General features: G+C 67.6%; 11 protein-coding genes. 8 read left to right on the plus strand and 3 right to left on the minus strand.

The features are described from left to right. Positions 1–124 precede the first annotated feature (124 nt). The 3 genes from AC1EJR_RS19615 (at position 125) to AC1EJR_RS19625 (ending at position 3881) form a co-directional block, all read left to right on the plus strand. A complete protein-coding gene (locus AC1EJR_RS19615; RefSeq protein WP_477147429.1) occupies positions 125–2356 on the plus strand; it encodes a VTT domain-containing protein in 2232 nt (743 codons plus the stop codon). Next, a complete protein-coding gene (locus AC1EJR_RS19620; RefSeq protein WP_092296855.1) occupies positions 2356–3186 on the plus strand; it encodes an endonuclease/exonuclease/phosphatase family protein in 831 nt (276 codons plus the stop codon). The genes AC1EJR_RS19615 and AC1EJR_RS19620 overlap by 1 nt, the downstream gene beginning before the upstream one ends. 275 nt (positions 3187–3461) lie before the next feature. After that, complete coding sequence (locus tag AC1EJR_RS19625; RefSeq protein ID WP_092296569.1) at positions 3462–3881, plus strand: hypothetical protein; 420 nt, start codon at positions 3462–3464, stop codon at positions 3879–3881. Between the two features lie 38 nt (positions 3882–3919). On the opposite strand, the gene AC1EJR_RS19630 is transcribed toward AC1EJR_RS19625, so the two are convergent. The 3 genes from AC1EJR_RS19630 to cls form a co-directional block, all read right to left on the minus strand. Then, positions 3920–4354 (minus strand): hypothetical protein, encoded by a 435-nt coding sequence (locus AC1EJR_RS19630; protein WP_477147430.1) that lies wholly within the window; start codon positions 4352–4354, stop codon positions 3920–3922. A 247-nt stretch (positions 4355–4601) separates the two neighbouring features. After that, positions 4602–5255, minus strand: a complete 654-nt coding sequence (locus AC1EJR_RS19635; protein ID WP_092296575.1) for a TetR/AcrR family transcriptional regulator — start codon at positions 5253–5255, stop codon at positions 4602–4604. Positions 5256–5361: 106 nt separating this feature from the next. Next, a complete protein-coding gene (gene cls, locus AC1EJR_RS19640; RefSeq protein WP_477147431.1) occupies positions 5362–6798 on the minus strand; it encodes a cardiolipin synthase in 1437 nt (478 codons plus the stop codon). A gap of 314 nt (positions 6799–7112) precedes the next feature. Here cls and AC1EJR_RS19645 point away from each other — a divergent pair, with 314 nt between their 5' ends. The 5 genes from AC1EJR_RS19645 to poxB all read left to right on the plus strand — a co-directional run bounded on the left by AC1EJR_RS19645 (position 7113) and on the right by poxB (position 12950). Then, the gene (locus AC1EJR_RS19645) at positions 7113–7871 is read left to right on the plus strand and encodes a response regulator transcription factor (RefSeq protein ID WP_092296581.1); all 759 of its coding nucleotides are present in this window, start codon (positions 7113–7115) and stop codon (positions 7869–7871) included. Between the two features lie 196 nt (positions 7872–8067). Then, a complete protein-coding gene (locus tag AC1EJR_RS19650) occupies positions 8068–9675 on the plus strand; it encodes a methyl-accepting chemotaxis protein (protein ID WP_477147432.1) in 1608 nt (535 codons plus the stop codon). A 151-nt stretch (positions 9676–9826) separates the two neighbouring features. Continuing rightward, positions 9827–10030, plus strand: coding sequence for a hypothetical protein (locus AC1EJR_RS19655; protein WP_092296587.1), 204 nt, complete (start codon positions 9827–9829; stop codon positions 10028–10030). A gap of 347 nt (positions 10031–10377) precedes the next feature. Beyond that, positions 10378–11028, plus strand: a complete 651-nt coding sequence (locus tag AC1EJR_RS19660; RefSeq protein ID WP_454757868.1) for an HAD domain-containing protein — start codon at positions 10378–10380, stop codon at positions 11026–11028. A 194-nt stretch (positions 11029–11222) separates the two neighbouring features. Then, on the plus strand, positions 11223–12950 hold the full coding sequence (gene poxB / locus AC1EJR_RS19665) for a ubiquinone-dependent pyruvate dehydrogenase (RefSeq protein WP_092296592.1): 1728 nt from the start codon (positions 11223–11225) through the stop codon (positions 12948–12950). Positions 12951–12965: the final 15 nt, after the last annotated feature.

The raw sequence follows: 12965 nt of genomic DNA on the forward strand, positions 1-12965 counted from the left end.
CGTCGATTGTCAAAATTACAAAGCCGAGTAAAGCGCACACCGGCGGCKGTGCTCCGCCATCGCCAAACCCTAGCCTCAGCCCCAGATCCCCATCCGGTACAAAACTTGCGCCTGTGGCGGGGTGATGTCCGACGCCCTTCCCAATTCCCCGCTCCTGCGTCCCGGCCACAACTGCTGGCGGGTGGAGCCGTGCCAGCGGTTTTCGATGCTGGTCGACGCCGATGCGTATTTCTCCGCACTCCGTGAGGCGCTGGCCAAGGCCACGCACAGCGTGTTCATCCTCGGCTGGGACATCGACAGCCGGATGGTGATGAACCCGGGCGGCGATGACCCGCCCGATGGCCTGCCGCCCACGCTGCGCGAGTTCCTGAACACGCTGTGCAAACGCCGGCGTGGGCTGCGGATCTACGTGCTAAGTTGGGATTTCGCGATGGTGTTCGCGCTGGAGCGCGAGTGGCTGCCCGACGCCAAGATGCACTGGCAGACCCATCGGCGGCTGTCTTTCCGGCTCGATGGCAACCATCCGCCCGGGGCCTCGCATCATCAGAAGGTCGTGGTGGTCGATCATCAGGTGGCCTTTGTGGGCGGCCTGGACCTGACCATCCGGCGTTGGGACACCCATCATCATCTGGCCGACGACCCGCGCCGCGTGGATCTGGATGGCAAGCCCTATCCGCCCTTCCATGACGTGCAGTGCGTGGTCGATGGCGACGCCGCCGCCGMGCTGGGCGACCTCGCGGCGGCGCGCTGGCTGCGCGCCACGGGCCGCCAGCCGCGCGTGCCGGACCAGCCGCTGGGGGATGCGTGGCCGGAGCGCGTCGAGCCTGACCTCACCAATGTGGACGTCGGCATCAGCCGGACCGCGCCGGCGTGCGAGGACGATCCCGGCGTGTCCGAGATCCGCGAGTTGTATCTGGATGCCATCGGCGCGGCGCGCGAGGGCATCTACCTTGAGAACCAGTATTTCAGCTCCGGCCTGATCGCCGACGCGTTCACCAAGCGCCTGCGCGAGCCCGAGGGGCCGGAGATTGCGCTGGTCTCGCGGCGCACCGAGAGCGGCTGGCTGGAAGAAGCGAGCATGGGGGTGCTGCGCGCGCGGCTCTGCCGGCGGCTGCGCGGCGCGGACCAGCACGAACGGTTCCACCTGTACTGCCCGCATGTGCCGGACCTTGGCGACGCCTGCGTCAACGTCCACAGCAAGGTCATGGTGGTAGACGACCAATTGCTGACCATCGGGTCGGCCAATCTCAGCAATCGCTCGTTCGGGCTCGATACCGAATGCAACCTCGTGGTGGAGGCCAACGGCCATCCAAAGATCGCCGCCGGCATCCGGGCCATGCGCGGGCGGCTGCTGAGCGAGCACCTCGCCGTCACGCCGGAGGAACTCGACACCGCGCTGGCGGATGCCGGCGCCCTGCACGCCGCCATCGAAACCCTGCACCGCAGCGACGGGCGCACGCTGGAGCGGTTCTCGCCGACCGTGCCGGAAGAAGTGGATGCCGCGCTGCCCGATGCACGGCTGCTGKACCCCATCKAGCCCATCGACAGCGAGCAGATCATGGCCGAGTTCGTCAGCCAGGAGGCCCGCCCCCACGCGGCCAACCGGGTGGCGGTGTTCGTGCTGCTGGTACTCGTGCTGGGCGGCATGGCCTTCGCGTGGCGCTATACGCCGCTGCGCGAGTGGGCCGATTTCCGCTACCTGCTGACGATGATCGAGCGCGTGCGCGACATGCCGTTTGCGCCGGGCGCGATGATGGCCGCCTTCGTGGCGGGCGGGCTGGTGATGTTTCCGGTGACGCTGTTGATCGTGGTCACGCTGGTCGTGTTCGGGCCGTGGTACGGCGCGCTGCTGGCGCTGTGCGGCTCGGTGCTGAGCGCGGCCGGCGGCTATACGGCGGGCCGGCTGCTGGGCCGCCACGCGGTGCGGCGCCTTGGCGGACGCCGGCTGAACCGCGTGAGCCAGAAGGTGCGCCAGCATGGCGTGCTGGCGATGGTGGTGCTGCGGCTTGTGCCCGTGGCGCCGTTCACGCTGGTCAACCTGGTGGTGGGCGCCTCGCGCATCCGGCTGCGKGACTGCCTGCTGGGCACTGCCATCGGCATGACGCCGGGCATTGTTGTCACGGCCTCGCTGGTGGACCGGATTGCCGCCGTGGCGAAAGACCCCGGCGCGGGCACCTTCGCCCTGCTGGCGCTGGTGCTGCTGATTCCGATCACCGTGGCAGTGTTGCTGCGCCGGCGGCGCAAGCGCCGGGAGCGTGCGGCGAACGCCGAACTCCATGCGGCAGCGACGGCCGCGACAGCGGCGGCGCGGCACCCGCCACCGTGCACCAGCGCGCCTTCGCGCGAGGGGGCCTGATGAACGCGCCGTTGCCTCCCGCATCGAATCCCGCGTCGGACGCCTCCGGGTCCCTGCACGCGGACATCGCCGTGGCCAGCTACAACATCCACGGCGGGGTGGGCACCGATGGGCATTTCGTGCCGAAGCGCATCGCGGATGTGGTGACGGAACTGCGCGCGGACCTGATCGCCCTGCAGGAAGTGGAGTCGCGCCATACCGGCTTCGACATGCTGCGCTTCCTCGCCGCGCACAGCGGCTTGCACGCCATTCCCGGCCCCACGCTGGTCCGCGAGGACGGCGACTACGGCAACGGCCTGCTCACGCGTTACCGGCCGCTGCGCATCCGCCATATCGACCTCAGCGTGAAGGGGCATGAGCCGCGCGGCGCCATCGACGCCATGCTCGAATGCAACGCCGTGGAGCACGACACCTTCGCGCTGCGCGTGATTGCCACGCACCTCGGACTGATGCCCGGCGAGCGGCGCTGGCAGGTGCGCCGGCTGCTCACCGCGCTGGCGGAGGCGCCCGAGCAGCCCACCATCCTGCTCGGCGATGTGAACGAGTGGTTCCTGTGGGGGCGCCCGCTGCGCTGGCTGCATGCGTACTTCGAACGCACACCCCATGTCTCGACATTTCCGTCGCGCTGGCCCTTCCTCGCGCTGGACCGGATCTGGACTTCGCCACGCGCGCACCTGGTGTCGGTGGCGGGCCATCGCAGCGCGCTGACGCGGCTGGCGTCCGATCATCTTCCGCTGCTCGCACGCATGCGGTTGACTGCGCGCGCACATCCTTCCCCAGAGGAAATCATCGCCACGGCGGGGGCATCGTTGCAAGGTCCGGGTGCCTGAGCGGTGCCTTGCATCGCACCATCGACATCTTGTTTCAGACTCACCCACATGGCCGCCACGGTTTGCCGCAGGGCCGCAATACGGGTATCTCGCTAGGCTTGCGCGCTGGTCTGCGCCACGTGCGCTTCCTATACTGACTCACGCATACTCCATGTCATGCCGCATGGCGATGCATACCGAAAACGATCGGGCAGGCGATGGCGGTTCCCGGGAGGACCCCGCCGACGGGTCATGTCGACACGCCCTGCCCTGGAACAGGAAAGTGGAGAAAAGGCATGCCCAGCGAACAGTTCCTTGCCACCCAGGAAACCCGCCGCTTAGGCCTGCGCGCCCTGCGCGCGGCATTGCTCCAGGTACACAAGGAAGTCATCGGCTACGACCGTGGTCAATACGAGCGTCTGCACGGTCCGATTCCAGCCGGGCAGTTCGTGCAGCTGGTCACCGAAGAATCTTTCTTTCGCTGGCTGGACCCGCTGTCGCGCCTCATCATCGAGATCGACGAAGAACTCGAGGGCGACGAACATCATGACGATACCTGCCGGGCCGTGGCCGCCGCCGCGCAGAAGCTGTTCAGCGAGCGCGGGGACGAGGCGTTTCGCAAGCGCTATCAGGAGGCGCTGCAGGACGAGTCGTCGGTCATCGTGGCACACGGGCGGTTGATGTCCGTGATCGGACAGCTTCGGCAGTTGCCGTAGGCATTGCTCCTGCCGGCATCGCGCGGGCGCGCTGGCACTCAGCGTCKACCGCGCCCGCCGCCGCCTCTTCCCMCGCCCMCACCGCCATAGCCATAACCGCCGCCACGGTAGCCGCCATAGGCGCCGTGGTACCCGCCGTGTCCCCCGTGGTAGCCGTGGTAGCCCCCGTAATAGCCACGATATCCACGCCCGTAGTAGCCGCGATAGCCGCTGCCATACCAGACACTGCCGTAGAAGCCGCCATACCAGGGTCGGTAGTAATACGGATACCCGGCATACGGATAGCCGTAGGCAAAGGCGGGATAGCCGCTGTAGTAGCCGCCGTAATACCCCGACGAGTCATAGCCTGACGAGGCATAGCCGGACGGATAGCTGCCGTAGTACGTGTCATAGCCGGGATATGCCACGCAGCCGCCCAGCATCCATGTGGCGCCCGCAATGCCCGCCATCATCCAACCGCGCGCCCCATTCATCGTGCACTCCCATTGACCTGCATCAAAGCCGAGGGCGGCTTCGACCGTCGCCCCATGGCCGTTAGACAGTATTTGCGGGGCGGAAATCCATTTTCGGACTATTCCTATTCACGAATCAGAATCGTCTTCTTACACTTGGCCCCGCCTGTGCAATGCAGGCACCCGATGGAGTGCCAGAGTTGACCCCTCGCTGGCATTCTTTTACTTGGATGCCACGTGGTCCCCGCCACGTGGCATTTTTTTGGTCTCAGGCCACCGTCAGGCCGTTCTCCACCATGTCCAACAGCCGCGCACCGATGATGCCGGCCTGTTCCTGCGCGCGGCTGCGCAGGGGGCCGTCGATCAACAAAATGGCTAACCCGTGGACGGCGGACCAGGCGACATACTCTGCGCCGGGKCGGCGCGCCGCTGGCAGCAGGCCCGCATCGACCCAATGATCGAGCGCGGCGCCCAGCAACTGGAACGGGTTGAGGCCGCTGTTGCCGGCCTTGGCGGGGTCCGGGTCGTCCTCCACGTCGTCCGGCACCGAGAAGGCGGTGCGGAACAGGCCTGTCTCGGCCAGCGCATAACGGAGGTAGCCCGCACCCACCGCGCGCAGGCTCCCGCGCGCGCGCTCGGTGGCGGAGGCATTGGCGGGCAGCGCTGCCAGTTCGGTCTCCATGGCCATGGCCAGGCCGGACAAGGCCGCGGCGCGCACCGCCTCCAACAGGTCCTGCCGGCTCGCGAAGTGACGGTACGCGGCATTCGGCACCACGCCCGCGCGGCGCGTGGCTTCACGCAGCACCACGGCCTCCGGGCCACCAGTGCGTGCGAGATCGATCCCGGCTTCGAGCAAGGCGCGCCGTAGATCGCCATGTCGATAAGTGCTCCGCGTGGGCGGCGTGGCGGCGACTCGGCTCATATCAAACTCCCATGTGGACATCGTCCACTCATTCTGCTTTGTATAGTAGACAGTGTACACAAGGAGCGCCAGCCGCCAATGTGGACAACGGCGGCAGCGGATTTGCTCAGAGGATGGGGGCGAACAGCTTGGCCACGTGCATCGCCACCCGGAGCAGCGCGGGCGAGGCCAAAAATTCGTCGCGACTGATCTCGCGCGCCTCGGCGAAGTCGGCCTCGAGCATGCGCGTGACGTCCCGCGCGAAGGCCGGATGCGCGGTCATCACCATCATCTCGAAATTGAGCCGGAACGAGCGATTGTCGAGATTGGCGGTGCCCACGGCGGCGGCCTCATCGTCGATCAGGATCACCTTCTGATGCAGGAAGCCGGGCTGGTAGCGGTAGACCTTCACGCCCGCGCACACCGCCTGGTAGGCGTAGATGGTGGACGCCGCGTACACCACGAGGTGGTCCGGGCGCGACGGAATCAGGATGCGCACGTCCACCCCGCGCAGCACGGCAAGGCGCAGCATGGCGAACACCGCCTCGTCCGGCACGAAGTACGGCGAGGTGATCCAGACCCGCTTCTGCGCCGACTGGATCGCCTCGACGAAGAACAGCGAGCAGGTCTCCTGCGCGTMAGCCGGGCCGGACGGCACGACCTGGCAGATCATCTCGCCCACATCGCCATGCGGCGGCAGCATCAGGTACGGCACCTCCTTCGCAGCCCAATACCAGTCCTCGGCAAACGCCATCTGCAGCTCCAGCACCGCCGCGCCGCGAATTTCGATATGCGTATCGCGCCACGGCGAGAGCGGCGCCCGCGCGCCCAGGTATTCGTTGCCGACGTTGTGCCCGCCCAGGAAGGCGCGCGCGCCGTCCACGACCACCAGCTTGCGGTGATTGCGAAAATTCAGCTGGAAACGATTGACGAAGCCGGGATGCGTGGCGAAGGGCCGCGCCTMCACCCCTGCCTGCTGGAGCGTGCGCACATAGCCGCGTCCGAGTCCGTGACAGCCGATGCTGTCGAACAGGAAATAGACCTTCACGCCGGCGCGGGCGCGCTCGCACAGGCGGCGCTGGAGTTCGCGGCCCAGTTCGTCGTCATGGACGATGAAGAACTGCACCAGCACGACCTGCGTGGCGGCGTCGATGGCAGCGAAGATGGCTTCGAAGGTCTGCTGGCCGTTGATCAGCAGGCGCACGTCGTTGTTGGCCAGGCACGGCATGCCGGTCAGACCGGGCAGCGCGCGCATGCAGGCCTGCGCCGGCGCGGTCACCACACAGGCTGACATGGCCTCGCGCTCGGACGCGGTCATGCCACGGCGGATCTCGCGCAGGCGGTCATTATTGAAACGGCGGGCATTGACGTAGCCGGCGAAGGTGCTGCGGCCGAAGATCAGGTACGGAATCAGCGCGAAGTACGGCATCATCACCAGCGACCCCGCCCACGCAATGGCGCCGGGCGCGGTGCGGACCGTCATCACGGCATGCAATGCGGCCATCACGCCCACGATATGGAAGGCGACCATCACTGCGGCGATCACGCTAGGACTCATCAACATAGGCGGATGGTTCGGCGCTGCGGGCCCGTACATGGATGAGCCGTATTCTGGCATACCCGTCACATGAGGGCATCCCCCCGATCGCCATATGCCGGTCGGGCTGCCTCATTTTTAGGCGCGCCGATGCAATGGCGTGCCGGCGCCGGTGCGCCTCCGCCCACCCGCCAGTTATCCACACGTTCTGTGGATAAGCCTGACCCGGTTCGCGGCGATCCCACATTTAAGGGAATGGCGATTGTCCGGCCGGGCATGCCGCCGCTACGCTCTGACGGTTCCTCTCCGTCAATCCGTTTCAGTTTTCTGGTAGTTGTAGCATGAGTGTTTCGACCAACATTGCCTTACTGGCCAGCCGCGCGGCCCGCCTCCACCCCATCCAGGACCTGCTCTCCCTCGCGGGTTTCCAGTGCACCCTCTTCCTTGCCGGCCGGGACCTGATCCACGGCCTCAGCCATGACAGCTACGACATGCTGCTGGTCGACCGCGACCTGCAAGACATTTCCGCCATCGACGTGATCCGTGCCGTGCGCGCCGTGCGCGCCCGCGACATGCCGATCATCATGATCGGCGGGCAGCATAACAACGACAACGACCTCGTGGAGGCGCTCGACGCCGGCGCCGACGACTACGTGCTCGAGGCCCTGAGCAACCGCGTGCTGCTGGCGCGCATCTCCGCTCTGCGCCGACGCATGTGCGGCGCGCGCTTCCGCAACAACCTGCCGATGCGCGCCGGCCCCTACGAGCTGAACAGCCCCGGCCGCTTCGCCATGCTGAATGGGCGCCGCATCGCCATGACGCCGAAGGAGTTCGACCTTGCCACGCTGCTGTTCGCCAACGCGGGCCGCATCCTGGCCAGCAAGCGGATCGAACATATGATCTGGGGTCATGACCTGCCACCGCTCTCGCGCGCGCTGGCGGGGCTGGTCTCGCGCATGCGCCGCACGCTCGATCTCTGCCCGGCCAACGGCGTCACCGTCAATGTCGTGTACGCGCAGGGCTACCGGCTCGACATCCTCGACCAGACCGTCCGCGCCGACCTGACGGGCCCACCCGGCCAGCCGTTGCTCCAGCCGTAACCCGCCCTCTGCGGCCTGCGCCGATCTCCCCGTTGTGCGACGGTGTCACGCCTGCGTCACACCGTTCGCCGAGCATGGCGGCGCACCGCAACGGGAATATGCCCCGGTCGCCCACACCGGGCGGCACGGTCAGGCAGCCACGCGGCGGGCATCGGGTCATGGCATGGCCGGGGCAATCCCGGCAGGAGTCTGTTTCGTGTTGCAAGCCATCCAACTGAGTCTGCCGCGCGCACGCGGCGAAGCCGTGTGGCAACGGCTGGTGCGACTGCCGCTGGCGGCGCGGCTGTCCGCCGCATTCATTCTGGTCTATGTCTTCGGCGCCGTGGTCGGCCTGATCGGCATCCTCAATCTGGTTTCCCTCAAGCAGGACACCGACATCCTGTATCAACGCGACATGCGCGGCGCCATTTCGGCGGAACGCGCGCAGGCCGCACTGGCTATGCTGGGCCGCGCGCAACTGGCGCTGACGCTGGCCACGAGCACCACCGAGCGCGACGCTGCCGGCGCGGACATCCAGCAGGCCATGCGCCAGCTCGACGCCGCCGTGGACGGCGTGCGCCAGGCCGCGCCGCGCCAGGCACAGGCGCTGCAAAAGGAGCGCGCAGCGGCAGGTGAACTGATGCAAGGCTACGTGGCGCTGATCAACAAGCAGCCGCTGGACGCCCTGCAGTTCGACAGCGCCGTTTCCGTCGACGGCCATTTCCTGGGCGAGCAACTGCAAAAGCTCGGCGCGCTGATGGAAGCCACGCGCGCCGGCCTGGAGCGGCAGGCCGCCGACACCGTGGCGGGCGTTGCCGCGAGCCAGATCGGCGCACAAACGCTGATGGCCGCGCTGCTCGTGGCCAKCTTCGTGGCGGCCGGCGCGCTGGCGTGGTTTGCAGCGCGCAGCCTGACGCGCGAACTCGGCGGCGAACCGCGCGACGCCGCGGCGGCGGCCAACCGCATCGCCAGCGGCGACCTGACCGCGCATATCAACCTGCGCAGGGACGATCAGACCAGCCTGCTCTATTTCCTGGCTGGCATGCGCGACGAACTGGCCGGCGTGCTGGCCCGCATTCAGGAGTCAGCGCACGAGATCACGGACACCAGCGGCGATATTGCCGACGGCAACCAGCAACTCGCGGCACGCACTGCGCAGCAGGCCGAGGCACTGCGCCACGCGGCGGCCAGCATGACTCGCCTGACCGCGCTCGTCGAACAGGTGCATGAGCAGGCCAATGAATCGAGCACGATGGCCAACCAGGCGCGCACTGCATCGGGCGCCGGCATGGCGGTGGTACGCGACATGAACGGGACCATGGCCAACGTGCTGGGCCATTCGCGCAATATCGCCGAGGTGGTCACGGTGATCGAGGGCATTGCGTTCCAGACCAATATCCTCGCGCTCAACGCCGCCGTGGAAGCCGCGCGCGCCGGCGCGGCGGGGCGCAGCTTCGCGGTGGTCGCGCAGGAAGTGCGCGCGCTGGCCCAGCGCAGCGCCAACGCCGCCCGCGAGATCGGCGGCATCGTCGGCGACGCCACGCGCGAGATCGAACGCGGCGCCAGCCTCAGCGGCACCGTGGTGGCGGCGATGGAAGGGATCGAGTCGGCGGTCGATCGCAGCCACAGCCTCGCGGGCCATCTGCGCGCGCTGGCCGAGGAACAGGCCGCCGGCATCCGCACCGTGGGCGATGCCCTCGCGGAACTCGGGCAGACCGGGGCGCAGAACGGCGCGCTGGTGGACACCGTGGCACAGCACGCCAACCGGCTCGACGAGGAAGCCGCCGCGCTGGAATCTGACGTGTCGCGCTTCCAGTTCCAGTAGCCCTGCCACGCTGCGCCGCAGCAATGTCACGCCATTGTTAAAGTTTCCGGTCTTTGCTGTCGTAAATAAGCGAATGCTGATTCTCCCCGGGTCACGGCCCGGCTAGCATGATCGCTTGCCTCTCAATCGAGACGCACAGCAAGGACCAGGCATGGCGCTACGCAAGGCAGTGCAGGACGATTCGTCCTTTCATGATGATCTCGACGCGGCGGGCCGCGACTGGGCGCCACGGCTCAAGCCGTGCGGCGCCTGTCATGGCTGCGAGCAACCCGTGGGCCCGACCGTGCTGTTTTGCAGCGCGGCGTGCCAGCAATCATTCGAGCATTTCGAAATGCGTTTACTGCGCAAGCGGTAAGCCGCCTCACCGCCCCCCCATCGCCCCACCGTCCCTGCCCGCCCCTTCTCGGCCTCCAATCCCGCCTCGGGTAAATCCTAGTAATTCCCCTAATCGCGACGTGTCAACCGATGCGCTGGTGCATTCGTTTTCTTCTCCATTGGCCCCACATCCGCGCCGGAATCGACCCCGGATTCAGGCAGGTGTGTCGGCCGGAAACATTTGAGAACAAGGGGTAACGGGCATTTACGCCTCCGGTGTAGAAGTTACAGAACTGTTGCACTTACGCACGTTTTGTGTCGCCGCAGAAGCCGAATTGCCGAGTACGCTTGTCTCGACCAAACAGTACCGACTACCACAGGGAAATCATGTCTGAACGCCTCATCATGCTGGACGTACCCGGCGTCCTCTACTCGGACCGCTCCGCTGCCCGCCTGGGCGGTACGCCAACCAGCGGCACCCTGAGGGATGTCCGTTTCTTCGATCCGATCGCGCTGGGCTTCCTGCGCCGGCTGTTCGGCATTGCCGGCGCCCGCGTGGTGGTATCCGACGCCTGGCGTCGTGGCACGCCCGCCGCGATCCTGCAACAGCTCGATCTTCAGGTGGAAGGCATGACCCCGCGCGTGGCGGGCGGCCATGGCGCCGAGATCGACGCGTGGTTCGCACAGCGTGCCGCGCCGGGTAGCTGGGTGATCCTGTCGACGGCCGCACCGGCCTCGATGACGGATGCGCAGCGCCGCCACCTCGTGCAGGTGAATCCGGTCGAGGGCCTGACGGTAGAGAACTTCCGCCAGGCACTGGACATCCTCGGCGTGGCCTGCCCGTCGACGGTGACGCCCGATTCGCGCGTGGAACCCGGCCTCCAGGCCAAGCTGCGCCACCTCCAGCAACTGGCGCGCGAAGCCCCCGAGCGCTTCATGCCCGCGCCGGCCGCCGCCGAGGCCCGCGAGCAGGCCATGGCCGTCGCCGTAGCCAGCCTGACCGGCAAATCGCTGCAACCGGCCGCGCTGCACGCCTAAGCGACGCGCCGCGCCCCCGCAAGGCCGCCGCCATGGCGGCCTTTTTCATGGTCCGGGCGCATTCGACATGCCGACGCGCCGTGCGGATCGGACAGGACCGGCCCCGCGCGCTATCCTCCCCGGCCATCACCGCCTACCCTTGTACCTTGGGATTCCGCCTCGCTCGCAGGCACCGATCGTACAAGGAGAGCACCATGGCCAACCACGCAGCCGACCTCATCACCCGCGTCCTGCACGCAGTGGGCGTCGAACGCATCTACGGCGTCGTCGGCGACAGCCTCAACGGCATCACTGAATCGCTGCGCCAGCGCGGCGACATCGACTGGATCCATACCCGCCACGAGGAAACCGCCGCATTCGCAGCGGGCGCCGAGGCGCACCTGACCGGCAAGCTGGCCGTCTGCGCCGGGAGCTGCGGCCCCGGCAACCTGCATCTGATCAATGGCTTGTTCGATTGCCACCGCTCCGGCGTGCCGGTGCTGGCCATCGCCGCCCATATCCCGAGCGCCGAAATCGGCCGCGGCTACTTCCAGGAGACGCATCCCGAGCAGTTGTTCCGGGAGTGCAGCCACTACTGCGAACTCGTCACCAGCATCGAGCAGTTGCCCGGCGTACTCGAATCCGCGATCCGCGCGGCAGTGGGCCGGCGGGGCGTGGCCGTGATCGTGATTCCGGGCGATGTGGCGCTGCGCGAGGGCACGTTCGCCGAGTCCGCGCCCGCCGCCATCGCCTTGCGGCCCCCCGTGGTCACGCCGGACGCCGACTCGCTCGACGCCCTGGCCAGCCTGCTGCGCGGCAGCCAGCGCACAACGCTGCTGTGCGGGCGCGGCTGCGCCGGCGCGCACGACCAGGTGGTGCAACTGGCGGCCACGCTGAAGGCACCCGTGGTGCACGCCCTGGGCGGCAAGGAGTACATCGAATACGAGAATCCGTACGACGTGGGCATGACCGGGCTGATCGGCTTCAGCTCCGGCTACCACGCCATGCAGGAATGCGACACGCTGCTGATGCTCGGCACCGATTTCCCCTATCGCCAGTTCTACCCCGAGGGCGCGCAGGTCGTGCAGATCGATATCCGTCCGGAAAACCTCGGGCGCCGCACGCGGCTGGACATGGGGCTGGTCGGCGATGTCGGCGCCACGCTGGACGCCCTGCTGCCCCGCCTGGCCCCCAAGGCCGACGAAGCCCATCTGGCGGCGAGCCTGCGCCACTATCGCGACGCACGCCGTCAACTGGACGACCTCGCCACGGGCGACAGTGGCCGCAAGCCCATCCATCCGCAGTACCTGGCCCGCCTGCTGAGCGAGCAGGCCGCCGAGGACGCCGTCTTCACCTTCGACGTCGGCACGCCGACGATCTGGGCCGCGCGCTACCTGCGCATGAACGGCCAGCGCCGGCTGATCGGCTCGCTCGCGCATGGGTCGATGGCGAACGCGCTGCCGCAGGCGATTGGCGCCCAGTCCGCCTATCCGGGGCGGCAGGTCATCAGCCTGTCCGGCGACGGCGGTTTTGCAATGCTGATGGGCGATTTCCTGACGCTTTCCCAGCAGGGCCTGCCCGTCAAAGTGGTGATCTTCAACAACAGCGTGCTCGGTTTTGTCGCGCTGGAGATGAAGGCGTCTGGCTACCTGGAGTCGGGCACGTCGCTGCAGAATCCCGATTTCGCGGCCATGGCGCGCGCCATCGGCGTGCATGCCCAGCGCGTGGAAGACCCGCTGCTGCTGCCGGAGGCCATCGCCACCATGCTGGCGCATGACGGGCCCGCCCTGCTCGACGTGGTGACCAACACGCAGGAACTGGCGATGCCGCCGTCCCTGAAGGCGGAGCAGGTCAAGGGCTTCAGCCTGTGGGCGATGAAGGCCGTGATGAACGGCCGCGCCGACGAGGTCATCGAGCTGGCGCGGTCGAACCTGCTGCGCTAGACGGCGGCTTACCGG

The sequence above is a fragment of the Cupriavidus sp. 05T42 genome (genome assembly GCF_056396345.1).